This is a genomic window from Pseudomonas oryzihabitans (assembly GCF_032027545.1).
GTDB classification, from domain to species: domain Bacteria; phylum Pseudomonadota; class Gammaproteobacteria; order Pseudomonadales; family Pseudomonadaceae; genus Chryseomonas; species Chryseomonas oryzihabitans_F.
This window is the reverse complement of record NZ_JAVSJB010000009.1, coordinates 33777-59626: the sequence shown is the minus strand read 5'-3', so window position 1 is coordinate 59626 and position 25850 is coordinate 33777. Positions and strand designations below refer to the sequence as shown.

Below are 25850 nucleotides of genomic sequence, written 5' to 3'. Positions count from 1 at the left end.
TTGCCAAGGCGTGCGGCGCAGCCCATCCGGGCGTGTCAAAGAGTCGCTCAACCCCGTTATACTCGGTGCAATATTATCTTTTCGTATAGGTTTAGCGTCATGAAGCGCCTGTCCCTCCTCTTCATCGCCTGCGCCTGCCTGCTGGCCGGTTGCGGTCAGAAAGGCCCGCTGTACCTGCCGGACGACCAGAAAGCCGCCAAAGAACACCGCCACGACGTGTTCTAAGGAGCCACCATGGAAGTCTTCGCTGTCCGTGCAGGTGAACTGCATGCGGAAGGGGTAGCCCTGAGCGCCGTCGCGCGCCAGTTCGGCACGCCTACCTACGTCTATTCCCGGGCGCACGTCGAAAGCCAGTACCGCGCCTATACCGACGCCCTGGCGGGTCTGCCGCACCTGGTCTGCTTCGCCGTCAAGGCCAACTCCAACCTTGGCGTGCTCAACGTCCTGGCCCGCCTCGGCGCCGGCTTCGACATCGTCTCCCGTGGCGAGCTGGAACGCGTGCTGGCCGCCGGTGGCGATCCGCGCAAGGTGGTGTTCTCCGGCGTCGGCAAGACCCGCGACGACATGCACCGGGCCCTGGAAGTGGGCGTGCATTGCTTCAACGTCGAATCCACCGACGAGCTGGAGCGGCTGCAACAGGTGGCCGCCGAGCGCGGCGTGGTCGCGCCGATCTCCCTGCGGGTCAACCCCGACGTGGACGCCGGCACCCATCCCTACATCTCCACCGGACTCAAGGAGAACAAGTTCGGCATCGACATCGCCGACGCCGAGGCGATCTACGCCCGCGCCGCCACGCTACCGAACCTGGAAATCCTCGGGGTGGACTGCCACATCGGCTCCCAGCTCACCCAGCTGCCGCCCTTCCTCGACGCCCTCGACCGCCTGCTGGCGCTGATCGATCGCCTCGCCGAACGTGGCATCGTCATCCGCCACCTGGACCTCGGCGGCGGCCTGGGCGTGCGCTATCGCGACGAGCAGCCGCCGCTGGCCAGCGATTACATCCAGGCCATCCGCGAGCGGATCGCCGGGCGCAGCCTGACCCTGGTGTTCGAACCCGGCCGTTTCATCGTGGCCAACGCCGGCGTGCTCTTGACCCGCGTGGAGTATCTCAAGCACACCACGCACAAGGATTTCGCCATCGTCGACGCGGCGATGAACGACCTCATCCGCCCGGCCCTGTATCAGGCCTGGATGGCGGTGGAGCCGGTGGTAGCGCGCCAGGGCGAAGCCCGCCACTACGACCTGGTCGGCCCCATCTGCGAGACCGGCGACTTCCTCGCCAAGGATCGCGAGCTGGTACTGGCCGAAGGGGATCTGCTGGCCGTTCGCTCTGCCGGGGCCTATGGCTTCACCATGAGTTCCAACTACAACACCCGTGGCCGCGCGGCCGAGGTGATGGTGGATGGCGACCAGGCGCACCTGGTCCGTCGGCGCGAGACGCTGGAAGAACTCTTCGCAGGCGAAAGCCGGCTGCCGGCCTGAGGGGAGCGCTCCATGCAACTGCGCTTCACCAAGATGCACGGGCTGGGCAACGATTTCATGGTCCTCGACCTGATCAGCCAGCACGCGCACATCCAGCCCAAGCACGTCCGCCAGTGGGGGGATAGAAACACCGGCATCGGTTTCGACCAGTTGCTGATCGTCGAGACCCCGAGCACGCCGGACGTGGACTTTCGCTATCGCATCTTCAATGCCGATGGCTCCGAGGTAGAACAGTGCGGCAACGGCGCCCGCTGCTTCGCCCGCTTCGTCTTCGACAAGCGCCTGACGGTCAAGAAGCAGATCCGCGTCGAGACCAAGAGCGGCATCATCGAACTGCACCTCAAGGGTGACGGCCAGGTCCGCGTCGACATGGGCGCCCCGCGCCTGCAGGCCGCCGAGATCCCCTTCGTCGCCGAGGCGGAGGCCCTGAGCCATGCCGTGCAGGTGGCAGGCGAGACGGTCGAACTGGCGGTGGTCTCCATGGGCAACCCCCATGGGGTGCTGCGCGTCGCCGACGTCGACCAGGCGCCGGTGCAGACCCTCGGCCCCCAGCTGGAATGCCATCCGCGCTTTCCGCAGAAGGCCAACATCGGCTTCCTGCAGATCATCGATGCCCAGCGCGCCCGCCTGCGGGTGTGGGAGCGCGGCGTGGGCGAGACGCGTGCCTGCGGTACCGGCGCCTGCGCCGCCGCGGTCGCCGGCATCCGCCAGGGTTGGCTGAAGTCGCCGGTCAGCATCGAGTTGCCGGGCGGTCTGCTGACCATCGAATGGGAAGGAGTGGGCCAGCCGGTGCTGATGACCGGTCCGGCCACCCGCGTCTACGAAGGCCAGGTGAGAGTATGAGCGATACGCCCCAACTCACTCCCGATCTCGTCGCTAACTGGCTGCTGGATCACCCGCACTTCTTCGCCGACCGCGAAGAGCTGCTGGCGGAAATGCGCGTGCCGCATCAGCGCGGCACCGCGGTCTCCCTGGTCGAGCGTCAGCTTGGCCTGCTGCGCGAGCGCAACGGCGAGATGCGTCACCGCCTGACCCAACTCATGGACGTGGCGCGAGACAACGACCGGCTGTTCGACAAGACCCGCCGACTGATCATCGGCCTGCTCGACGCCAACAGTCTCGAAGAGGTGATAGGGACCGTCGAGGACAGCCTGCGCCACGAATTCAAGGTGCCCTACGTCGGCCTCATCCTGTTCCACGAGCACCCCCTGCCGGTCGGCCGCAGCGTTACGCCAGCCGAGGCACAGAAGGTCATCGGTGGCCTGCTGGGCGGCGAGAAGACCACCAGCGGCGTGCTGCGCGCCCACGAGCTGGCCTTCCTGTTCGGCGATTCGGCCAAGGAAGAGGTCGGTTCGGCAGCGGTGGCCGCCCTCTCCCACCAGGGCCTGCATGGCGTCCTGGCGATCGGCAGCCCCGATCCCCAGCACTACCGCAGCAGTCTGGGCACGCTGTTCCTGAGCCACGTGGCGGAAGTCCTGGCCCGCGTGCTGCCACGCTTTCCCGTCCCCCTGCGAACGGTGCGCTGAACCGAGGAGCGAGGCATGCTGCAGGTCCAGCTCGACGCCTATCTCGATCACCTGCGCCTGGAGCGGCAGGTGTCGCCCCATACCCTCGACGGCTATCGCCGCGACCTGCGCAAGCTGCTGGCCTTCGCCGAAGCCGAAGGCCTGGCGGATTGGGGCACGCTCGACAGCCGTCGGCTGCGCGCCCTGATCGCCCAGCTGCATCGCGCCGGCGCCTCCAGTCGTAGCCTGGCGCGATTGCTCTCCGCTTGCCGCGGCTTCTATCTCTACCTGATCCGCGAGGGCTGCTGCAGCCAGGACCCGGCCCATGGCCTATCGCCGCCCAAGGCGCAGAAGGCCCTGCCCAAGGTGCTCGACGTCGACCGCTCCATGCAGCTGCTCGACGGCGCCGTGGAAGACGACTTCCTCGCCCTGCGCGACCAGGCCCTGCTGGAACTCTTCTACAGCTCCGGCCTGCGCCTGTCGGAGCTGGTCGGCCTGGACCTGGGCGACCTGGACCTGGCCCAAGGGCTGGTCCAGGTGCGCGGCAAGGGCAACAAGGAACGGGTACTGCCCATGGGCAGCAAGGCCCGCGAGGCCCTCGCCACCTGGCTGAAGGTACGGCACCAGGCGGCTCCGCGTGACGATGCACTGTTCATCGGCCAGCGCGGCCTGCGGCTGACACCCCGCGCAGTCCAGCTCAGGGTGCGCGAGGCCGGTGTCCGCGAGCTGGGCCAGCACCTGCACCCGCACATGCTCCGGCACAGCTTCGCCAGCCACATGCTCAGCGCCTCAGGCGACCTGCGCGCCGTGCAGGAACTGCTCGGCCACGCCGACATCGCCACCACCCAGATCTACACCCATCTGGACTTCGGCCAGCTCGCCGAGGTCTACGACAAAGCCCATCCCCGCGCCAAGCGCAAGGCCAGCCGATGACGATTCGCCTCGTGACCTTCGATCTCGACGATACCCTCTGGGAAATCGCCCCGGTCATCCATTCCGCGGAAGCCTTGCTGCGCGACTGGTTCACCGAGCACGCCCCGCAGCTGGGCGGAGTTCCCGTGGAGCATCTCTGGGCGATCCGCGATCGGCTGCTCCAGCAAGACGCCGGCCTCAAGCACCGCGTCAGCGAGTTGCGCCGAAGGGTCATCCACCAGGCGCTGCTGGATGCCGGCTACGCCGAGCCCGAGGCGGCACAGCTGGCCGAGGCCGGCTTCGCGGTCTACCTCGCCGCCCGCCAGCAGGTCACCCTGTTCGAAGACGTCCACCCCACCCTGGAGCAGCTCGCCGATCGCTACACCCTGGGCGTGCTCACCAATGGCAATGCGGACGTGCACACCATCGGCCTGGCCGACTACTTCCGCTTCGCCCTGAACGCCGAACAACTGGGCGTCGGCAAGCCCGACCCCACGCCCTTCCGCGAGGCCCTGCGCCTCACCGGTATCCCGGCTGCCGCCACCGTGCACGTGGGCGACAACCCGGTGGACGACGTCCAGGGCGCCCAGGCGGCGGGTATCCGCGCGGTCTGGTTCAATCCCCTAGGACACCCCTGGCGCGGCGCGGGTCACCCCGATGCGGAAGTCCGTGCGCTGAGCGAGTTGCCAGGCCTGCTCGCCACCTGGTCGGCGACGACGACGGCTTGAGTCCTGCCGTTCTGCGCGCGGGCGAGGGTTTTCCAGTCGTCCGCGAGCCCGGTCAATTCCGTTAACCAACCGCCAAAATATTCGTCACACTTATTCCGACCAACAGCTGCGCCTTTGCGATGGCCTTCACTAAAAGACACCGAGCCAGGTAGGGATTTGCCAAGCACGCCTCACTTGCCCGGTCATTCTGTCGAAACAAATCAACCGCCCTCGTCTAGTCTGACTAATTCCACCGCAAGCCCTCGCGTTGACAGTCCAAAACCTTTTGACAATCATTGCTCCTGACTCGAGGTAGCGCTGGGATTGCGCGCTGAGTCTGCTGCCGTACAGGTCAGGGAAGACAGCTTTCAAACTCCCTCCTTTGCGTCTCGCCGATTGCGTTTCAAGTTCCTGACAACTTGGGTTTTCAGGTCTTGATGTCGGTAACTAGAGCCCCCCCGATTCATAAAGTCTAGGTGCAAACCCGTGCGGTAGCCATGTCCAGAAAAACAAGGGCTACCAACTTGACCACGGCGACCTGTGCGGTAGCCATGCGTGCACGATGAACAGGGAAGGGGCCAGCTTGCCCACCCCAGCGAACAGCGGGAGAACACGGATGTCGCCTGACCTGGATTCACCAGCCCACACTGCCCAAGGGCCCGTCGTGACCGCTGCCAGCCTGGTTCTTTCCCGGGCTCGCCACGCCGTCGCCCGCTGCGTTCACCGCGCCCTGTTCAGCCCGCGAAGTTCTGCCCCGTACCCCTTGGAAAGGATGGAAGCGGCCGCACAAGATCATCCGCGAAATAATCGAGTGGCGGCTGCTCGCCTCCTGGAACAATGACCAAGAATAATTAATTAGTTGCTGCGGAAGAATTAAGCCTGGTCGGCACAAGTTGCTTTGACCGGCGGCCGTCGGTGCGCCACTCCACTCATAAATCGAATCTTCGTAGTACACCTTTCGATCACTGCCGGGCACCTGAACAACCTGCTTCAACACACTTCAACCCGCGCCTTCTCCGGCGCATACAGAGGATGGCCCGATGGCAAGGAATGATCTGTCGGAAGCGACATTAGGATGTCTAATTGGTGGTGCAGGACCGGCTGGCCTGGGCTTCCTGTTCAATGCCATCAAGCGCGGCGCGGTGGAGCAACTCGCCCGCGCCGGCACCATCATCGTCGATGCCGGTAGCGAACTCGGCGCCGGCAAGCTGGGTGACTACCAGATCATCGCCAATTCGGTGAGCGACGTCTTTCTCGACTGTCTGCGCGACCCGCTGCTGGCGCCCATCCTGGCCCCGCTGCACGCCTCCCCCACCTATCGCCATCTCAAGCTGAACGCCCAGGAAGCCCCCGCGCTGCCCATCGTCGGCCAGCTCTTCCAGCAGGCCGCTGGCCTGGTACTACCCTGGCTCGAACGCCAGTACGGCATTCCCACCTGGCGCCAGACCCGCATCACCGAGGTCACCTGCGAAGGCTCGGGCTACGTCGTCTGGCTGGAGCAGGCGGGCGCCATCCGCCGGGTGCGCACCTCCAGCCTGGTGCTGAACCTGGGTGGCAAGCAAACGCGCAGCAGCTTCGCCCAGAGCGCCGAGGCGCTGGGACTCGAACTGCCCGAGCGCGCGCCGATCGACAGCTCCGACAACCTGCTGCGCCTGCAACCCGAGGCGCTGCGCCAGCGCTACCGTGCCCGGCTCAAGGAGGGTGGTCCCATCTGTGTAGTGGGCGGTTCCCACAGCGCCTTCTCCGCGCTGGACAACCTGGCCACCGCGCTGCACCACGATGGCCTGCGCGAGCTGACCCTGGTCCATCGCTCGCCGATCCGGCTGTTCTACGAGACCGCCGCCGAGGCCCTGGCCGCTGGCTACGACTTCGATCCGCTGCAGGACATCTGCCCCATTTCCAAGCGGATCAACCGCTCGGGCGGCCTGCGCTACCGCGCCCACGAGATCGGTCGCCAGGTCCTCGCCGGGCAGTGCATCGGCGGGACGCCGGTCAGGGTCAACACCCTGCGCCTGGATGGCAGCGAAGTGCAGCGCGCCCGGGCCCAGGCGCTGTTCGACGACGCCGCCCTGTTGGTCCAGGGCCTGGGCTACCTGCCCATCGTGCCCGAGCTGCGCGACCAGGACGGCCGTCCCCTGACCCTGCGTACCCTGCGCGGTGGCCTGGATTCCGACGCGGCCGGCAGCCCGCTGGACCAGCACGGCCAGCGCCTCAGGGGACTGCATCTGTTCGGGCTCGGCTCGGGCCTGGCGGTGGACCCGCGCCTGGGCAGCGAAGCCTCCTTTTCCGGCCGTATCTACGGGGTCTGGCAATTCCACAACGATGCCAGTCGCGAGGCCCTTGAATCGGTGCTCGACCGCTTGGACAAGCCGCGGGGTGCCTTCCGGCAGGCGGGCGATGCCCTCGTCGAGCACGCCTGACCGAACCGCCACGTATCAAGGACTCGATAAGCAGGTACCGGATCATGATCAATGTGACCAAGCCCTACCTGGGCGACAAGGAACGCTTCAAGGCGTATATCGACAAGATCTACGCCAACAACTGGATAACCAATCAAGGCCCTCTGCACGCCCAGCTCGAAGAGCGCCTGTGCGATTATCTGGGCGTCAGAAACATCATCCTGGTCAACAACGGTACCCTGGCCCTGCAGGTCGCCTATCGCGCCCTGGGCCTGACCGGCAGCGCCATCACCACGCCGTTCAGCTTCGTCGCCACCACCAGCACCCTGCACTGGGAACGCATCCGGCCGATCTTCGCCGACATCCATCCGGAAACCTGGAACCTGGACCCGGCCAATGTCGAGGCGGTCATCGAGCCCGATACCTCGGCCATCGTCGCCACCCATGTGTTCGGCAATCCCTGCGACGTCCAGGGGCTGCAACAGGTCGCCCAGCGCCATGGCCTGAAGGTGATCTACGACGGCGCCCACGCCTTCGGCACCCTCTACGAAGGCCGTTCCGTGCTGCAATGGGGCGACATCACCACGGTCAGCTTCCACGCCACCAAGCTGTTCCACACCATCGAAGGCGGCGCGATCATCACCGAGGACGACGAGCTCGCCGAGCGCGTGCGGCGGATGATCAACTTCGGCATCGTCGACGCCGAACGCATTGAGGGCGTCGGCATCAATGCCAAGCTCAACGAGGTGTCCGCGGCCATGGGGCTGTGCATCCTCGACGAGCTGGAGGACATCCTGGCCCGCCGCGCCATCATCGGGCGCCACTACGAGACGCGCCTGCAAGGCGCCTTCGACCTGCAACGGCCGACCTACAGCAGCCAGCTGAACTACAGCTACTTCCCGGTGGCCCTGCGCGACGAAACGGCGCTGCTGGATACCCGGCAGGCGCTGAACGCCGTCGGCATCAATCCGCGTCGCTACTTCTATCCGTCGCTGGAGACCCTGGACTACCTGCAGCCGCAGGTGATCAAGCCGATCTCGCGCAAGTTGAGCCAGCGCATCCTCTGCGTGCCCATCTATCCGGACCTGCCCAAGAGCACCCAGGACCTGATGCTCGAGACGCTGCTGTCCGTGCAGCAGAACAAGACCAGCCTGGAATCCCTGCGGGCGCTCATCACCCCGGCACAGTTGCTGCCGAGCTGGGATTTTCCCGGCGATTCCGCTCCCGCTCTCACTTGATCCCGGTCCGCTCTCTCCCATGACCAGTCCCGCGAAAACGTCGGTGTTGCGCAACACCCTGATCAACTATGCCGGCCAAGCCTATGCGCTGCTGATCGGCATCCTGATCCAGCCGCTGTATCTCGGGCATCTGGGCGCGGAAACCTATGGCCTGATCGGCTTCTTCGCCGTGCTGCAGACCTGGCTGCAACTACTCGACGTCGGCATCTCCGCCTCCCTGGTGCGGGACGTCGCCCATGGCCGCGGCCAGACCGGCGCCGGGCGTACCCGCGGTCAGTTGCTGCGCTCGCTGGAGTTCATTTTCATCCCGCTGGCGACCCTGGCCTTCGTCGCCATCGAGCTGAATTCGAACTGGATGGCCGGGCATTGGCTGAACGTCCAGGGCCTGTCCGAAGAGACGGTGGCGCACTGCATCGGCCTGATGGGGCTGATGATCGCCTTCCGCCTGCTGTCGACGCTCTACAAGAGCGGCGTGCAGGGCGTCGAGCTGCATGGCTGGCTGAACCTGGTCAACGTGCTGATCGCCACGGTGCGCTACTTCGGCGGGCTGATCCTGGTGATGTGGATCTCCCAGGAGCCGCTGGACTTCTTCGTCTTCCAGGCCTTCGTCGCCGTGTTCGAGATGCTGGTCTATGCGCTGAAGGCCTATCGGCTGCTGCCCAACCCGTCCTGGTGGAGCGGCTTCGACTGGCAACGGGTGAAGCCCATCGTGCCCTTCGCCTTGAGCATGTCCTTCACCTCGATCCTCTGGATCGCCCTCACCCAGCTCGACAAGCTGGTGCTGTCCAAGGCGCTGCCGCTGGCCGAGTACGGCTATTTCAGCCTGGTGGCGCTGATCTCCACCGGCATCGTTACCCTCACCAATCCGCTGGTGCAGGCGCTGCTGCCGCGGATGACGGTACTGGTCTCCCAGGGCCAGGCGCTGGAGCTGGAAAGGCTCTACCGCAACGCCGCGCGCTTCGCCTTCGCCATCCTGCTGCCACTGGCGGCCCTGGTGGCCTTCCATGGCGAGGCACTGGTCTTCGCCTGGACCGGCGACCAGGCCTCCGCCCACTGGAGCGAGCCGATCCTGTTCTGGTACGCCCTGGGTGCGGCGCTGCTGGCGCTGAGCCAATTCCAGTTCTACCTGCAGTACGCCTACGGCAAGTTGCGCCTGCACGTCTGGTACAGCCTGGTCTCGGCGGCCATCTCGGTACCCATCGTGATCCTGGTGGTGCTGCACTACGGCGCCCACGGCGCCGCCCTGGCCTGGTTCTGCATGCGCCTGATCCCCTTCGTGATCTGGCCGGCGATCATCCATGGCCGCTTCGCGCCGACGCTGCAGCGCTACTGGAACCAGGACCTGCTGGTGGCCGTGGTGGTGACCGCCATCGGCGTGGGCCTGAGCAAGCTGCTGTACCAAGAAATTCAACCGCACGAGCGCTTCGCCATCCTGGCCACCCTCGCCCTGGGCGGCGGCCTGACCCTGATGCTGATGGCGCTGGCCTATGTGCTCTGTTCGCCGAAGCAGACGCGTACGCGACTGTTCTCCCACCTCTCCAAAGCAGGAATCTGACATGGACGTTCGCACCGAAGCAGCGATCATGAGCCTCTGGCCGGCGGAGTACAGCCGCCCGCTGGTCAGCATCGTCTGCCTGACCTTCAATCACCGCGACTTCATCGGCGAGGCCATCGATGGCTTCCTCCGCCAGGAGACCGACTTCCCCTTCGAGATCGTCATCAACGACGATGCCTCCACCGATGGCACCCGGGACATTCTCCAGGCGTACGCGCAGCGCTATCCCCGGCTGATCCGCCTGATCCTGCAGCAGGAAAACCAGTACGCCCAGGGCAAGCCCTATGGCATGCCGGTGTTCCAGCAGGCGCGGGGCGACTACATCGCCTATTGCGAAGGCGACGACTACTGGACCGATCCGCGCAAGCTGCAGCTGCAGGTGGATTTCCTGGAGAACAACCGGGACTACGTGCTGGCCTTCCATGCCTCCTACGCCTTCAACAGCCAGGGCATCGTCAATCCGCTGCGCTTCGCTGGTCGCGATCACTACGACCGTAGCCAGACCGAGCTGAAACAGGCGCTGCCGTTGTCCACCCTGACCGCCTGCTTCCGCAACGTGCTGCGTGGCCTGCCGCCGGAGCTGGAGACCGCCGCGCTCATGGATATCGTCTGGTGGTCGCTGCTCGGCGCCCACGGCAAGGGCAAGTTCATGGCCGAGATCCGTCCCGCCGCCTACCGGGTGCACGAGGGCGGGATCTTCTCCATGCGCGCCAGCCAGAAGCGCCTGCAGATGGACCTGCACACCCAGTATTGCCTGGCCAACTACTACTACCGGTTGGGTGAGCGCGACCTGCACGTCTTCTTCCTGCGCCAGGTGCTCGGCCTGTCGCTGTCGTCGATTCCGCCCAAGCAGAAGCTCAAGGCGCTGGTGCAAGCGATGAGCAATCTCTTGCTCAACGTCGGCCGGCGCTTCGTCCCCAAACGCATCACCTACTGAACCTACCCCAGCAATTTTCCTGCTGCGATGTATCCAGCCAAGAGGAAGGACCCCCAATGACCGCCATGCAGCGATCCTCGTTCGAGCAACAAGACGAGCAACACCTGGACCTCAAGACGATGGCGCTCACGCTTCTCGATCACAAGAAGCTGATCGCGGGCATCACCGGGGGCTTCCTGGCCCTGGGCATCGCCTATGCCGTGCTCTCCACCCCGCAGTACGTCGCCGGGGCGATGATCCAGATCGAGCCGAAGAAGAATGCCCTCACGGCGGTGGCGGAAACCGTGGTACGGCCGAATTCGGCCTCGCCGGCGGTAGCCGAGATCGAGCTGCTGAAGTCGCGCGCGGTGCTGGCCAAGACCGTGGAGAACCTGCGCCTGGACATCGAGGCCAAGCCGCGCTTCTTCCCGCTGATCGGTCACTACCTGTGGCGCACCTACGACGCCGACCATCCGGGCCAGTTGGCCGATAGCTGGCCGCAACTGCGCCGCTTCGCCTGGGGCGGCGAGAAGATCGACGTCTTCCAGTTCGACGTCCCGGACGAGATGTACGGCGAGCCCCTGACCCTGGTGGCCGGCAGCAATGGCCGCTATCGCCTGCTGGACAAGGACAAGCAGCCGGTACTGGAAGGCCAGGTCGGCCAGATGGCGGCCGGCAACGGCTACCGCATGCAGGTCAAGACCCTGACCGCCCGCCCCGGTACCGAATTCAAGGTGACCCGCAATCGCGTCATCACCACCGCGCAGCTCTACCAGAATCGCATCAAGACCAGCGAGGCCGGCAAGGAGTCGGGGATCATCTACCTGTCCCTGGCCGACGAGAATCCGGACCTGGCCAAGGGCGTGCTGTCCGAGATCAGCCGCCTGTACGTGCTGCAGAACGTCGAGCGCAGCTCGGCGGAAGCGGCGCAGCGCCTGGATTTCCTGCGCAGCCAGCTGCCGGGGGTACGCAAGGACCTGGAGAGCGCCGAGGCGGCCCTCAACAACTACCAGACCAACAGCCGTTCCGTGGACATCAGCCTGGAGACCAAGGCCGTCCTGGACAAGATCGTCGCCCTGGACACCTCCATCTCCCAGCTCAGGCTCAAGCAGGCCGAATACGATCGCCTCTACACCCGCGATCACCCGACCTACAAGACGCTGCTGAACCAGCTCGACCAGCTGGAAGTGGAGAAACGCAGCCTGCAGCGCAAGGTGGAAGCCCTGCCCAGCACCCAGCAGGAACTGCTGCGGCTGAACCGGGACATGAAGGTCACCAACCAGACCTACCAGCTGCTGCTCAACCAGGCCCAGGAACAGGACATCATCCGCGCCGGCACCATCGGCAACGTGCGGCTGGTCGACAATGCCGACGTCAACCTCGACGAGCCGGCGACCAACCGCAAGATCGCGCTGGCCCTGGCGCTGTTGCTCGGCCTGGTCACCTCGGTGATCGTGGTCTTCGTCCGCCAGGCCTTCCAGAAGGGCATCGAGAGTCCCGACGCCGTCGAGCAGATCGGCCTGCCGGTCTACTCCACCCTGCCCTTCACCAAGGACCAGGAGCGCCTGAACCGGCGCCTGAAGAAGAAAGGCCGCACCGGCGAGCCCACCCTGCTGAGCGTGGTGCAGCCGGCCAACCTGGCGGTGGAGTCCCTGCGCAGCCTCAGATCCAGCCTGCACTTCGCCATGCTGGAGGCCAAGAACCGGGTGATCATGATCTCCAGCCCGACCCCGGGCGTGGGCAAGTCCTTCGTCTCCAGCAACCTGGCCGTGGTGGTCGCCCAGTCGGGCCAGCGCGTGCTGCTGATCGATGCCGACATGCGCAAGGGCTATCTGCACCGGATCTTCGGCCTGAACCCCCAGGCGGGCCTGTCCGAGCTGCTGACCGGGCGCAGCAAGCTGCGTGAGGCCATCGTGCCGAGCGGCGTCGCCCAGCTGGACGTCATCGGCTGCGGCCAGGCCGCGCCGAATCCCTCGGAGCTGCTGATGCACGCCAACTTCTCCCGCCTGCTGGACGAGGTGGGCGGCCTCTACGACCTGGTCATCGTCGATACCCCGCCGATCCTGGCGGTGACCGACGCCGCCCTGGTGGGTCGTCTGGCGGGCACCACCCTGCTGGTCACCCGCTTCGGCCAGAGCACCCTCAAGGCGGTGGAGAACTCCCGTCGCCGCTTCGCCCAGAACGGCATCAGCATCAAGGGCGCCATTCTCAACGGCGTGCAACGCAAGGCCTCCATGGGCATCGAGGACGACGGCGCCTACGGCTACTACGAATACGGCCCCCGTACCTGATCGCTCGCCCCACCGCGATCGCCCGACTCCCAGAGAAGGAACTCAGCCATGACCGCCAGCCACTGGTACCTGGTGCAAACCAAGCCCAACCAGGAAAGCCGCGCCGAAGAGAATCTGCTACGCCAGGGCTTCGTCTGCTTCCGGCCACAACGGCAACGCGCAGTGCCGGCCAGGAGCCGGGCGGCCGCCAGCGAGTCGTTGTTCCCGGGCTACCTGTTCATCCAGCTCGATGAAGTCAACGACAACTGGTATCCGATCCGCTCGACCCGCGGGGTCAACCGGATCGTCAGCTTCGGCAGCCAGCCGACCGCGGTGAGCCAGGCCATCATCGACGCCATCCAGCAGCGCCTCGCCGCCCCGGCAGAACCCACACCGGCGCACCAGCCAGGTGCCACGGTGCGGTTGCACTACAGCCCGGCGCTGGAAATGGACGCGGTCTTCCTCAGTCCCGATGGCGACGAGCGCGCGATCATCCTGCTGCGCATCCTGCAGCGCGAACAACGGGTCAGCGTGGCCCTCGAGCAACTGTCGCCGCCAGCCCCAGCCAACCAGCGGCTGCACGCCTGACCAGGTTCATTTAGGCCTTTTGGAGGAATCCCCCATGCACCCCAAGACCACGGTCGTCACCGTCACCTACGGTGATCGTCTCCGCTACCTGGAACAGCTCGTCACCCGGACCCTGGCCGAGCACTTCGTCCATCAGGTCATCGTCGTCAGCAACGCGGCAACCGTGCCACTGGACAGCCTGGAGAGCCGTTGGCCCGGGCAGGTCAAGGTCATCGCCCTGAGCGAGAACACCGGCTCGGCCAACGGCTACGCCGAGGCCCTGGACGCGGCCCTGGCCAGCGACACCAGTCACATCTGGATGATGGACGACGACAACGCGCCCCTGGGCGATGCCCTGGAGATACTGCATCGGCAACTCGACCAGCTCGGTCGGCAATACGGCGACGACAAGGTCGCCGTGCTCGGCTACCGGCCGACCCAGCAGGCCGATATCGCCCAGTGCATTCCCACCCGGATGATCACCCAGCCGCGCTCGAGCTACTTCGGCTTCCACGTGGCGCGTATTCCCTACAAGATCTGGCGCCGCACGCCTTGGGGTCGTCCTCGCGGCGGCGCACCGGCGGCCCTGGTGGAACTGCCCTTCGCGCCCTACGGCGGCATGCTCGCCCATCGCAGCCTCTACGAGCGCATCGGCCTGCCGCTACGCGAGCTGGTGCTCTATTCCGACGACACCGAGTACACCTACCGCATCACCCAGGGCGGCGGGAAGCTGTTCATGGTCACCGAGGCGGAGCTCGAAGAACTCGAGCACTCGTGGAACATCAAGGAAAACACCAGCAACGTCTACCAGAACTACCTCAAGGCCGGGTCGGACTTCCGTGCCTACTACGCTGCCCGTAACCAGGCCTGGTTCGACAAGAACGTCTGGGCCAGCTCGCGGCCGATGTACCGCCTCAACCGCTACGTCTTCCACACCCTGCTCAAGCTGTTCGCCCGCGACGAGCAGAGCCGCCAGCGCCTGGCCCTGATCCGTCGCGCGGTCGCGGACGGCGAGACCGGCGCGCTGGGTATCAACCGCAGCTACCCGCTATGAAACTGCTCTTCCTCAACAGCTTCTATCCGCCCCATGTCGGGGGCGGTGCGGAGCTCATCCTGCAGCGCAGCGTGGAAGGCTTCCAGCAGCGCGGCCACGAGGTGGCGGTGCTGGTCACCGGCCCGGAGCCAGGGCTCAGGCAGGAGCAGGTCAATGGCGTGCGGGTCCATCGCGCCGGCCTGCAGAACTTCTACTGGCCCCTGACCCAGCAGCGCCCTGGGTCGCTGGCACGCTTCGGCTGGCACTTCCGTGACCGCTACAACGCGGCCATGCGCGCGCCCCTGCGCCAGGTGCTGGCGCAGGAAAAACCGGACCTGGTGGTGAGCCATAACCTGTCCGGCTGGTCGGTGTCCGCCTGGGACGAGATCCGCGCCAGCGGCACGCCCATCGTCCAGGTGCTGCACGACATGTACCTGCTCTGCCCGAAGAACACCCTGTTCAAGCAGGGCAAGAGCTGCCAGCAGCTGTGCAGCAGCTGCTCCGCCCTGCGCCGCCCCCATGCCGAGCTGTCCGCCCAGGTGGACGCCGTGGTCGGGGTCAGCCGCTACCTGCTGGACACGTTGGTCGGCAAGGGCTACTTCCAGGGCGTACCGCGTGAGGTCATCCACAACGGCAGCCTCATCGCCGGCAGTACCGCCGCCCTGCCGCCCCCCCGCCAGGGCGAGGCCGTCCGCTTCGGCTACATGGGCACCCTGGCGGAAAACAAGGGCGTCGGCTGGCTGATCGAGCAGTTCCAGCGCCTGTCGCTCAACGCCACCCTGACCATCGCCGGCAAGGGCCAGCTGGACTACGAGGCGCAGCTCAAGGCCCTGGCCGACCCGGCGAAGGTGCGCTTCGTCGGCTACCAGCAGCCTGCGGACTTCTACCGCGACATCGACGTCTTCGTCGCGCCCTCGCTGTGGGCCGAGCCCTTCGGCATGGTCGCCGTCGAGGCCTGCGCCTTCCAGAAACCGGTCATCGCGACGCGCATGGGCGGTCTGCCGGAAATCGTCCGCGATGGCGTGAACGGCCTGCTGTGCAGTCCCGCGGATCGCGACTCGTTGGGCCGCGCCCTGCAGCGCCTGCACGACGACGCCGAGCTGCGCCAGCGCCTGAGCCTGCTCAGCCGTAGCGCGGTGGCGCCGCTGCTGAGCCTGGAACCCATGCTCGACGACTACCAGCACCTGTTCGAACGGGTACTGGACCAAGCGCCGCGGGACCTGCCCAGGCAGTCCCTCGTCACGCACACCCAGCTTTCCAACTGAGTCACCCAGCTTAGGGCACGGGCCGCATCATGATCATCGTCAACTCCCGCTTCATCACCCAGGACCTGCGCGGCGTCCAGCGCTTCGCCGAATGCATCTCGCTGGAACTGGCGGCGCTCAGGACCGACCTGCGCTTCGTTTCGCCACCCGGCGTGGTGCGTCCCGAAGTGGCCAGGCGGCTGAACATCGAGATCATCGGCACCCGCCAGGGCCAGCGCTGGGAGCAATGGGACCTGCCCAACTGGCTGCGCACCCAGGGCAACCCTCTGCTGCTCTCGCTGTGCAGCACCGCGCCCCTGCGCTACGCCAACCAGATCGTCACCCATCACGACATCAACTACGTGCGCTTTCCGGAAAGCTATTCCTGGAAATTCCGCACCTCCTACCGCTGCCTGATTCCCCTGCTGCTCAAGCGGGCGAGTTCGCTGATCACCGTCAGCGCCTTCTCCAAGCAGGAGATCTCCCGCTTCTACCGCTACCCGGAAGACTCGATCAGCGTCGTGCCCAACGCCGTCGCCGCGGCCTTCACCCTGGGCGACCAGGCGCCGGTCACGGGCACGCCCTATCTGCTGGCGGTGTCCTCGCCCAGCTATCACAAGAACTTCTCCCGACTGCTGGAAGCCTTCGCGGCGCTGCCGCGGGACCTGGCCGTCGAACTGCGCATCGTCGGCGACGGCCACGCCGTGTTCGGTCAGACCGACCTCGCCACCCTGGCCACCCAGGACCCGCGGGTGAAGCTGCTCGGCCGGATCGACGACGACGAACTGGCGCGCCAGTACCGGCAGGCCACGGCCTTCGTCTTCCCGTCGCTCTACGAAGGTTTCGGCATCCCGCCCCTGGAAGCCCAGGCCTGCGGCTGCCCGGTGATCTCGGCCGACACCGCCTCCATGCCGGAAGTGCTGCGGGACAGCGCCCACTACTTCGACCCCCACGACGTCTCCAGCATCACCGCGGCGATGTGGGCCGTGCTGCTCGACCCTGCGCTACGGACGGCCCTGAGGGCCAAGGGGCTGGCCAACATCCAGCGCTTCAGCTGGAAGACCTCCGCCGGCAAGGTCTCTGAACTCCTCGATGCGGCCTTGGCCGCGACCCCTAATGCGGCGGCCAGGGCCGCCTGACGGCAACCCTTCGAGCGCATCAACGGCATCAGCAGAACCCAGGGAGCAGCCCCTCATGGAAGAGACCACCCTCGCCAAGGACAGCCGGACCGTCCCTGGCGTGCCCAGCGACACCCCGGCCGCCACCCGCGCAGTGGCACCCGCCACCCAAGCCGTGCCCCCGCACAGCACTTCCATCAAGTTGCCCGAACTCGACGGCCCCGTGGAGGGTATCGAGATCACCCGGTTGCCCTGGGGGTATGCCGTGACCCGAACACCCCGCACGTCCTGAATCAGCTCCAGCATTTGATTTCATTTCTCGCTTAAGGAAGACGACATGAAAATCGCCATCGTTCACGACTGGTTGGTAACCTTCGCTGGCGCCGAGCGCGTGCTCGCTGAACTCCTGGACATCTGGCCGGAGGCCGACCTGTTCAGCGTCATCGACTTCCTCTCGGATGAAGATCGCGCCCAGCTCAAGGGCAAGCAGGCGACCACCACCTTCATCCAGCGGCTACCCCAGGCCAAGAAGCGCTACCAGACCTACCTGCCGCTCATGCCCCACGCGATCGAGCAACTCGACCTGTCGGGTTACGACCTGATCATCTCCAGCAGCCACGCCGTGGCCAAGGGCGTGCTCACCGGCCCCGACCAGCTGCACATCAGCTATGTCCACTCGCCGATCCGCTACGCCTGGGACCTGCAGCACCAGTACCTCAAGGAAGCCAATCTCGATCGCGGCCTCAAGGGCAAGCTGGCGCGCATCATCCTGCACTACGTACGCATCTGGGATCAGCGCACCGCCGCCGGCGTGGATGCCTTCGTCGCCAACTCCCACTTCATCGCCCGGCGTATCAGCAAGGCCTATCGCCGCGACGCCAAGGTCATCTATCCCCCGGTCGACATCGGTCGCTTCACCCCCAGCGGCAGCAAGGAAGACTTCTATCTCACCGCCTCGCGCATGGTGCCCTACAAGCGCATGCCGATGATCGTCGAGGCCTTCAGCGCCATGCCCGACAAGAAGCTGGTGGTGATCGGCGCCGGACCGGAATTCGAGAAGGCCCGGGAAGTCGCCGGCCCCAACGTCACGCTGCTCGGCTACCAGGATTTCGATGTCCTGCTCGACCACATGCGCCGGGCGCGGGCCTTCGTCTTCGCCGCCGAGGAAGACTTCGGCATCACCCCCATCGAAGCCCAGGCCTGCGGCACGCCGGTCATCGCCTTCGGCCGCGGCGGCGTGCTGGAAACCGTACGGGGACTGGATGCGCAACACCCCACCGGAGTGTTCTATGCCGAACAGACCCTGCACTCGCTTTGCGCGGCAGTGCACCAGTTCGAAGCATTGGAAACGCCCATCAGTCAGCAGGCTTGCCGACACAACGCCGAACGCTTCGCCGTCAAGCGCTTCCGCCAGGAGATGCGCTCCTTCGTCGAGGCCCGCGTGGCGGCCCTGCACCTGCCCACTGATATCGATCTCGATACTGTCGTCACGCCCTTTCCGAGCAAGGGCCTGCAGCCGAGTTCGTTGAATACCGCCTGAGCGTTATTCCTTCACGTCCATGAATTCCTGCGCCCAGACGCGATATTCCCGCAGGGTCGAGTACTTGGTGGACAGCTCGGAGGCGGACAGGTCCGACGCCGTGATGTGCCGTTGCTCGCGCAGGCAGTCGTAGGTCGCCTTGATCGCCGCGAAGTAGGCGGCATGCCCATTCACCACCACCCGCACCCCGGCCTTGGCCAGGCGCGCGTTGTCACGCAGCTGGGGATTGCCGTAGGTCACCAGCATCACCGGCACGCTCAGGTGCTGGGTAATCTCTTCCAGATGGTCGAAATCGCGGATGCCGACCATGCAGATGCCGTCCGCACCGGCCGCTTCGTAGGCCTTGGTCCGGGCAATCACCTCCTCGGTGCTCAGTTCGGTGGCGTTGGTCCGGGCGAAGATGCTCATGGCCTCGTCGATACGGGCTTCCAGGGCACCCTTGATCTTGCCGATGCCTTCCTCGACGCTCACCAGATCGGTGGACTTGCGCCCGTAACCGGCCGGCAGCACGGTGTCCTCGATGGTCAGGGCCGCGACCCCGGAGCGTTCCAGCTCGGTGATGGTACGCATCACATTGAGGGCGTTGCCGTAGCCATGGTCGGCATCGGCGATGATCGGCAGTCGCGCGACCCGCCCGATGCGAGTGGCCTGCTCGACGAACTCGCTCAGGGTGATCAGCGCGAAATCCGGCGCCGCCAGCACCTGCAGGGAAGCCACCGAGCCGCCCAGGATGCCCATCTCGAAACCGAGATCATTGGCGATCCGCGCCGACATGGGGTCGAACACCGAAGCCGTGTGGTAGCAGCTTTCCGATTTAAGCAAGGCTCTGAACGCTAAGCGCAGCTTATGCGGTGAGGTTGGCTTCATGACAATTTCCTTCAGGGATGACCGGACAGGCAATGTTAGCGCGACAGGTAGTCGCCACACGATCACCCGTCCGGCTTTCAGATAAATCGATTCATCCTTCAGACCCTCGGTCACGCAAAAGATCGGCACCGGGAGCTCGCCGCCGCCGACGGAAAATTCGATATCCGTGGTACGCCAGGGCAGAGACAATAGCGGACCGCCGCCTTAGCCGTCACCGCCTGACCCATCATGCACACCACCGCCTTCGCCAGCCGCTTCCACGCCCTGGATGCCTTTCTCACCGAGCACCAGCACCTCTGGCGCCCGCGCCCCTTCGTGGCGCTGCAACTGCCCTGGGAAGCGGATCACCCGGCGCTGGCCGCCTGGCTACGTGCCCGCAGCCTGGCGGAGGCCGAGGCCGTCCACAACGCCCCCCATACCCTCGAGGGACCGGAGCCCTTCGCTACCCTGGCGCGCCGTTCCGGCGAGCTGAGCCAGGTCGACGAATGCCTGGACGTCGCCCAGGACCACCCGCCCCGGCGCCAGGACGTCGATGTACCAGGGCGCAAGTGGCAGCAGATCGACGCCTTCGGGCGCAAGCTGGCCTTCACCCGCCCCGTGCAGCGCTGGGTCGACTGGTGCGCGGGCAAGGGCCACCTGGCCCGGCAGTTGGCCGGCCCGGAGCGGCCGGCCCTGTGCCTGGAATGGGATGCGGCGCTGGTGCAGGTGGGCGAGCAGCTCAGTCGTCGCGCCGGGCTGCCGGTGCAGCATCGCCAGGTCGACGTGCTCCAGCCACTGGCCGCCGCGACCCTCGACGCCCAGGACACCCCGGTCGCTCTGCATGCCTGTGGCGACCTGCACACCCGCCTGCTGCAGGTGACGGTGGCCAGCGGCTGCCAGCAACTGGCCCTGGCGCCCTGCTGCTACGACCGCATCGCCGAGCCGGTCTACCGTCCGCTGTCGCACGCCGCCGCGACTACCGCGCTGCGCCTGGCGCGGGAAGACCTGCGCCTGGCCCTGTGCGAGACCGTGACCGGCGGCCTGCGCGTGCGCCGCGACCGCGATCTGTCGATGGCCCGGCGGTTGGGCTTCGACCTGCTGCAGCGCGAACTCAGCGGACGCGATGCCTACCTCAATACCCCTCCGTTACCCAGCCACTGGCTGCGCCAGCCCTTCGCCACCTTCGGTGCGGAACTGGCCCGCCGCAAGGGCGTGACGCTCCCGGCGGGGATCGACTGGCCGCAGTGGGAGGACCGGGGCTTCCAACGCCTCGCGGAAGTTCGTAATCTCGAGCTGGTAAGGGGCCTGTTCCGCCGTCCGCTGGAACTCTGGCTGGTACTGGACCAGGCGCTGTTCCTGCAGGAGCGGGGTTACCGGGTGCAACTGGGCACCTTCTGCCCGTCCAGCCTGACGCCGCGAAATCTGCTGCTGACGGCGGAAAAGCGTGCCCCTTATTAGTGCCACAGCCGCTCTACCCTGCACGTTTGTCGGAATTTGGACGACGAAAGGAAAAAAATACCTTTTGGTGATGGACTTCTCACAAAGTCTGCACAATAGTTAGATTGCAATCTCGCAAAACAGCAGGAATAACAAAAATGCGCTACTACCTGCCCGTTTGGACCGGCGTCGCCGGTTGCCTCGCCTTCGCCCAAGCCCAGCTGCCCTGGCTTGCGGTCGCTTCCCTCCTCGTCAGCTGGTCTTTCTTGCTGTTCTCACCGGACAATTCGAGAAATTCGGCCTGGCACTCCAAGCTGTCTACCCTCCACGTCGATCCCCGTTTCAACTTCCAGTCCCACCATCGTCACTGAGTCGATGCCCAGGCCAGGGACTGGCCTACATCCCGCCTCGACGCGCTGGGCTGTCTCATTGTTTGGTGACGCACTCCACAAATCCTGCATCCTGTCTGCGGCGCCGACGGAACGTTTGCGCGCCCCAAGTCGTCCGGCGCTGCCACTCATCCGGTGCGGATGCCATGGAAGTGTGTCGTCCGCACATCCGGACTGTGACGCACTCCGCTCTTCTCAGCTCTAGCCTCCCCTCCGCCGTCCGCATGGCGTGCTAATTGCCCCGATTTGGGTCAACTCGACAGCGTCTGCGCGTCTTTCTACCGTGTGAACCTCTTAATCAGTGCCGAGTCCTAACGTCGCTACAGCCATCATGGCACTTAGCGATCGGCAGTCCGCCGCCGATCCCAGGGCGCCATAGTGAACATTCAGACGCTGGTAGCTGCTCGCCCAGTTGAAAGTTCGTGCATCGGTACACGCACAAGGATGGAACCATGAATTTGAAAGAACGCGGCATTTTGCATACGAACTCCTCGGCAATCTCGCTCGCGCACCGCCTGCTCGACCTCGCTGTGATCACCTTCAGTGCCTACGTGGCCGGCACCTGGGCGTCGGCGACCGGCATGCGTCCCGAGCATTGGGTCGTCATCTTCCTGTCCTTGCTGATCTTCCACTTCGTCACCGAGCTGAACCACGTCTACGGTTCCTGGCGCGGCGAGCGGATCACTGACGAACTGCTCAAGATCGCCACCTACTGGGTACTGACGTTTGCCACCGTGTTCATGGTCGACTACTTCTTCTTCGACCAGTCCTATCTCTCGCCCGGCGTGATGCAGATCTGGCTCGGTCTGACCCTGGGTACGCTGTGCGGCTACCGCATCCTGCTGCGCTCGGTCATGCATTCGCTGCGCAAGGCCGGCATCAATACCCGCAACGTCGCCATCGCCGGCAACGGCATGGTCGCCCAGCGCCTGGCGCATACCATCAGCACGGCGCCCTGGATGGGCCTGCGCATCGCCGGTTTCTACAGCGATAGCCAGGATACCGGCGAAGAAGGCGTGCCCAGTCCCACCCTGAACGGCGACCTCGAGCGCCTGATGCAGGACGTGCGCTCCGGCCAGGTGGACAAGGTCTACATCACCCTGGGCATGGCCGACCAGAGCAAGATCAACTGGCTGGTGCAGGAGCTGAGCGACACCACCGCGTCGGTCTACATCATTCCGGACATCTTCATGTTCCACCTGCTGCACGCCCGCAGCGAAAGCCTCGACGGCCTGCCCAGCATCAGCATCTTCGATACCCCGATGGATGGCGCCAGCCACATCGTCAAGCGCATCGAGGACATCGTGCTGTCCTCCATCATCCTGGCGATGATCTCCCTACCCATGCTGGCCATCGCCATCGGCATCAAGATCACCTCGCCCGGCCCGGTGTTCTTCAAGCAAAAGCGCTACGGCATGGACGGCAAGCCGATCGAGGTATGGAAATTCCGCAGCATGAAGGTGATGGAAAACGGGGCCAAGGTCACGCAGGCGACCAAGAACGACTCGCGCATCACCCCCTTCGGTGCATTTTTACGACGTACTTCTCTGGATGAATTGCCTCAATTCATTAATGTACTCCGCGGTGAAATGTCCATCGTCGGTCCCCGTCCCCACGCCGTCGCTCACAACGAGCAGTACCGCAAGCTGGTGCAGGGCTACATGCTCCGCCACAAGATGAAGCCCGGCATTACCGGTTGGGCTCAGGTCAATGGCTGGCGCGGCGAAACCGACACCCTGGACAAGATGCAGAAGCGGGTCGAGTTCGATCTGGACTATATCCACCACTGGTCCTTCTGGTGGGACGTCAAGATCATCTTCCTTACGCTGTTCAAAGGCTTCATCAATAAGAACGCATACTGAGATCGGTCGGGTTTAATCAACCCGCCCCTCAGGACGACGATCTGGAGCCTGGACTCCTGACTTTAATGACATCGGCAGGAAGCGATCCTGAGGACCAGGCATTGCTTGAATATCTGCCGCCACGACCTGTCGTCCGGACGACAGGAAAGGTTTCGAAGAATGATCAAGTCGATATTGGTTGTATGCGAAGGGAACATATGCCGCAGCCCGGTCGCAGAAGCGCTACTGGCCAAGGCCCTGGAAGGCCGTGACGTGGAAGTCGGCTCCGCCGGCATCAGAGCGTTGGTCGGCCACGGCATCGAGAAGACTGCACAGGAGGTACTGCGAGAGAACGGTATCGAATTCACGACCCACCAAGCCCGCCAGGCGGACGCAGAGATGCTGCGCAAGGCGGATTTGATTTTGACCATGGAAGAGTTTCACTCACGCTCCGTCGAAAGTATTGCTCCTGAAGTCAGGGGTAAGGTTTTTCTGATCGGGAAATGGTTGAGCAATCAAGAAGTACCAGACCCTTATCGCCTTTCTAAAGAGATGTTCCAGAATGTACACATACTTTTGACGCGCTGTGTAAACAGTTGGCTTCCATACATCAAATAGGGAAGAAGGAATTTCATGACCACGATGCCTCGCTTTACTCCCGAACTTAAGAACGAGTCGGACATCAACTTCTCCGCACTCTTCGGCATGCTCATCGATTACAAATGGCAACTACTGTCGGTAATCGGTATTTTCGCGGCCCTGGGTATCGGCTATGCCGTGCTGGCCACGCCGATGTACTCGTCGAATGCCATGATCCAGATCGAAATGGAAAAGAAGGGCGTTACCCGCCTGACTGACCAGACCTCCGGCATGCCACCGCCCATGCCCGAAGCCGTGACCGAGATCGAGCTGCTGAAGTCGCGCTCGGTGATCGGCAAGGCCATCGAGAACCTCAAGCTGGATATCGAGGTCAAGCCGCGCTATTTCCCCATCATCGGCAACTTCGTCGCTCGTCGCTTCGATCCGCAGAACGACACCGACGTCGCCTCCCCCTTGCTGGGCCTGAACAGCTTCGCCTGGGGTGGCGAGAAACTGGTCATCGACCAGTTGGAAGTGCCTGACAGCAACCTCGACAAGCCGATGAAGCTGAAGGTCGAGGACAACCAGAACTTCACCGTCTTCAATGCCGATGACGAAGTGGTGCTGCACGGTGGCCTCGGCCAGCCGGTGAGCAATGCCGGTTACCAGATCAAGGTGACCACGCTGCAGGCTCGCCCGGGCACCGAATTCACCATCATGAAGAAGCGCTTCTCCAAGACCATCCAGGAATACCAGGGCCGCATCGTCGCCGGTGAGCGCGGCAAGATGTCGGGCATCATCGGTGTCGGTCTGCAGGACCCCGATCCGCTGAAGGCCCAGGCCATCGTGCAGGAAGTGGCGGACATCTACGTTCAGCAGAACATCGACCGCAACGCCGCCGAGTCCACCCAGAGCCTGGAATTCCTGCGCGCCCAGATCCCTGTGGTCAAGAGTGACCTGGAGAAGGCCCAGTCCGCGCTGAACTACTACCAGACCAACAAGAAGTCGGTGGACATCGACAGCGAGACCAAGGGCGTCCTGGAACAGACCGTGGCCCTGGACAACCAGATCTCCGAGCTGAACCTCAAGCGTACCGAGATGGACCGCAAGTTCACCCGTCAGCATCCGGCCTACCAGGCGCTGATGAGCCAGCTGGGCCAGCTGCAGGCCGAGCGCGCCAAGCTGCAGAAGCGCGTCGAAGTGCTGCCGGAAACCCAACAGGAACTGCTGCGCCTGAACCGCGACATCGAAGTGACCGGCCAGACCTATGCGCTGATGCTGAACAAGGCCCAGGAACTGGAAGTCATTCGCGCCGGTACCGTGGGTAGCGTCCGCATCATCGACAACGCCAACGCCAACGTCGACGATCCGTCCGCCCCGAACAAGCCGCTGATCATCGCCGTCGCCATCATCCTGGGCGGCATCGTCGGCCTGGCCATCGTCTACACACGCCATACCCTGCGTCGCGGTGTCGAGACCCCGGAAGCCATCGAGCAGATCGGCCTGCCGGTCTACGCCTCGATCCCCTACAGCAAGAACCAGGCGGACACCACCAAGGTGCTGGGTACCAAGAAGCCGGGCGAATCCTCGCTGACTGCCATCACCCACCCCACCGACCTGAGCACCGAGGCGCTGCGCAGCCTGCGTACCAGCCTGCACTTCGCGATGATCGAGGCGAAGAACAACATCCTGATGATCTCCGGTCCGAGCCCGGGCGTCGGCAAGTCCTTCGTGTCCTCGAACCTCGCCGCGGTGATCGCCGAGTCCGGCCAGCGCGTGCTGCTGATCGACGGTGACATGCGCAAGGGCTATCTGCACAAGCTGATGAACACCAAGCAGCAGGACGGCCTGTCCGATCTGCTCAGCGGTCGCATCGCGCTGAACGACGCCATCAAGAAGACCGAAGTCGGCAGCCTGGATTTCGTCTCCTGCGGCCAGTTCCCGCCGAACCCGTCGGAACTGCTGATGAGCCTGAGATTCACCACGGTGCTGAAGAAGTTCAGCGAGCTGTACGACATCGTGATCATCGATACCCCGCCAATCCTGGCGGTGACCGAGGCCGGCATCATCGGCAGCCACGCCGGTACCAGCCTGATCGTCGCCCGCTTCGGCGTGAACAGCGTCAAGGAACTGGAAGCGACCAAGCGCCGCTTCGACCTCAACGGCATTCCGCTCAAGGGGGTGATCTTCAACGCCGTGGAACGCAAGGCCAGCAACTATGGCTCCTACGGCAACTATCACTACTCCTACGAGCAGGGTAAGAGCTGAGGAA

At 64.8% G+C, this 25850-nt stretch carries 23 protein-coding genes; 22 read left to right on the top strand and 1 reads right to left on the bottom strand.

Going from position 1 to position 25850, the window contains the following annotated elements:
* Positions 1-99: 99 nt before the first annotated feature.
* From lptM to RND78_RS16345, 17 genes are all read left to right on the top strand, one after another.
* Positions 100-225, top strand: coding sequence for an LPS translocon maturation chaperone LptM (gene lptM / locus RND78_RS16425; RefSeq protein WP_007161378.1), 126 nt, complete (start codon positions 100-102; stop codon positions 223-225).
* A gap of 9 nt (positions 226-234) precedes the next feature.
* On the top strand, positions 235-1482 hold the full coding sequence (lysA, locus tag RND78_RS16420; RefSeq protein ID WP_312730316.1) for a diaminopimelate decarboxylase: 1248 nt from the start codon (positions 235-237) through the stop codon (positions 1480-1482).
* A gap of 12 nt (positions 1483-1494) precedes the next feature.
* Positions 1495-2325: a diaminopimelate epimerase gene (gene dapF, locus RND78_RS16415; protein WP_312730314.1), complete on the top strand. Its 831-nt coding sequence runs from the start codon at positions 1495-1497 to the stop codon at positions 2323-2325.
* Positions 2322-3008, top strand: a complete 687-nt coding sequence (locus RND78_RS16410) for a DUF484 family protein (RefSeq protein WP_312730311.1) — start codon at positions 2322-2324, stop codon at positions 3006-3008. The genes dapF and RND78_RS16410 overlap by 4 nt, the downstream gene beginning before the upstream one ends.
* Before the next feature lie 18 nt (positions 3009-3026).
* A complete protein-coding gene (xerC, locus tag RND78_RS16405; RefSeq protein ID WP_312730515.1) occupies positions 3027-3920 on the top strand; it encodes a tyrosine recombinase XerC in 894 nt (297 codons plus the stop codon).
* On the top strand, positions 3917-4627 hold the full coding sequence (locus tag RND78_RS16400; RefSeq protein WP_312730308.1) for an HAD-IA family hydrolase: 711 nt from the start codon (positions 3917-3919) through the stop codon (positions 4625-4627). Before xerC ends, RND78_RS16400 begins: the two co-directional genes overlap by 4 nt.
* 1019 nt (positions 4628-5646) lie before the next feature.
* Positions 5647-7026: a pyridine nucleotide-disulfide oxidoreductase gene (locus RND78_RS16395; RefSeq protein WP_312730307.1), complete on the top strand. Its 1380-nt coding sequence runs from the start codon at positions 5647-5649 to the stop codon at positions 7024-7026.
* Between the two features lie 44 nt (positions 7027-7070).
* Complete coding sequence (locus RND78_RS16390; RefSeq protein WP_312730305.1) at positions 7071-8243, top strand: DegT/DnrJ/EryC1/StrS family aminotransferase; 1173 nt, start codon at positions 7071-7073, stop codon at positions 8241-8243.
* A 19-nt stretch (positions 8244-8262) separates the two neighbouring features.
* Positions 8263-9798 carry an oligosaccharide flippase family protein gene (locus tag RND78_RS16385; RefSeq protein ID WP_312730303.1) on the top strand — a complete coding sequence of 512 codons (1536 nt, stop codon included), beginning with the start codon at positions 8263-8265 and terminating at the stop codon, positions 9796-9798.
* Between the two features lies 1 nt (position 9799).
* Complete coding sequence (locus RND78_RS16380; RefSeq protein ID WP_312730300.1) at positions 9800-10735, top strand: glycosyltransferase; 936 nt, start codon at positions 9800-9802, stop codon at positions 10733-10735.
* 56 nt (positions 10736-10791) lie between these two features.
* The gene (locus tag RND78_RS16375; protein WP_312730298.1) at positions 10792-13005 is read left to right on the top strand and encodes a polysaccharide biosynthesis tyrosine autokinase; all 2214 of its coding nucleotides are present in this window, start codon (positions 10792-10794) and stop codon (positions 13003-13005) included.
* A gap of 48 nt (positions 13006-13053) precedes the next feature.
* A complete protein-coding gene (rfaH, locus tag RND78_RS16370; protein ID WP_312730295.1) occupies positions 13054-13572 on the top strand; it encodes a transcription/translation regulatory transformer protein RfaH in 519 nt (172 codons plus the stop codon).
* A gap of 34 nt (positions 13573-13606) precedes the next feature.
* The gene (locus RND78_RS16365) at positions 13607-14605 is read left to right on the top strand and encodes a glycosyltransferase (RefSeq protein ID WP_312730294.1); all 999 of its coding nucleotides are present in this window, start codon (positions 13607-13609) and stop codon (positions 14603-14605) included.
* Positions 14602-15849 (top strand): glycosyltransferase family 4 protein, encoded by a 1248-nt coding sequence (locus RND78_RS16360; protein ID WP_312730291.1) that lies wholly within the window; start codon positions 14602-14604, stop codon positions 15847-15849. The genes RND78_RS16365 and RND78_RS16360 overlap by 4 nt, the downstream gene beginning before the upstream one ends.
* 29 nt (positions 15850-15878) lie before the next feature.
* Positions 15879-16967: a glycosyltransferase family 1 protein gene (locus tag RND78_RS16355; RefSeq protein WP_312730289.1), complete on the top strand. Its 1089-nt coding sequence runs from the start codon at positions 15879-15881 to the stop codon at positions 16965-16967.
* A 55-nt stretch (positions 16968-17022) separates the two neighbouring features.
* Positions 17023-17238, top strand: a complete 216-nt coding sequence (locus RND78_RS16350; protein ID WP_312730287.1) for a hypothetical protein — start codon at positions 17023-17025, stop codon at positions 17236-17238.
* 45 nt (positions 17239-17283) lie between these two features.
* Positions 17284-18486, top strand: a complete 1203-nt coding sequence (locus RND78_RS16345) for a glycosyltransferase family 4 protein (protein ID WP_312730286.1) — start codon at positions 17284-17286, stop codon at positions 18484-18486.
* Between the two features lie 3 nt (positions 18487-18489).
* Here the strand turns inward: RND78_RS16345 and RND78_RS16340 are convergent, their stop codons facing one another.
* Complete coding sequence (locus RND78_RS16340) at positions 18490-19353, bottom strand: oxaloacetate decarboxylase (RefSeq protein WP_295464929.1); 864 nt, start codon at positions 19351-19353, stop codon at positions 18490-18492.
* A gap of 228 nt (positions 19354-19581) precedes the next feature.
* On the opposite strand from RND78_RS16340, the gene RND78_RS16335 reads away from it, so the two are divergent.
* The 5 genes from RND78_RS16335 to RND78_RS16315 all read left to right on the top strand — a co-directional run bounded on the left by RND78_RS16335 (position 19582) and on the right by RND78_RS16315 (position 25846).
* Positions 19582-20790, top strand: a complete 1209-nt coding sequence (locus RND78_RS16335; RefSeq protein WP_312730280.1) for a methyltransferase — start codon at positions 19582-19584, stop codon at positions 20788-20790.
* Positions 20791-20927: 137 nt separating this feature from the next.
* A complete protein-coding gene (locus RND78_RS16330; protein WP_059230466.1) occupies positions 20928-21140 on the top strand; it encodes a hypothetical protein in 213 nt (70 codons plus the stop codon).
* A gap of 470 nt (positions 21141-21610) precedes the next feature.
* Complete coding sequence (locus tag RND78_RS16325) at positions 21611-23020, top strand: undecaprenyl-phosphate glucose phosphotransferase (protein ID WP_312730276.1); 1410 nt, start codon at positions 21611-21613, stop codon at positions 23018-23020.
* 159 nt (positions 23021-23179) lie between these two features.
* Entirely contained in the window at positions 23180-23617 is a 438-nt protein-coding gene (locus RND78_RS16320; RefSeq protein WP_059230464.1) for a low molecular weight protein-tyrosine-phosphatase, read from the top strand.
* A 15-nt stretch (positions 23618-23632) separates the two neighbouring features.
* On the top strand, positions 23633-25846 hold the full coding sequence (locus tag RND78_RS16315; RefSeq protein WP_059230463.1) for a polysaccharide biosynthesis tyrosine autokinase: 2214 nt from the start codon (positions 23633-23635) through the stop codon (positions 25844-25846).
* The last annotated feature ends 4 nt before the right edge of the window (positions 25847-25850 follow it).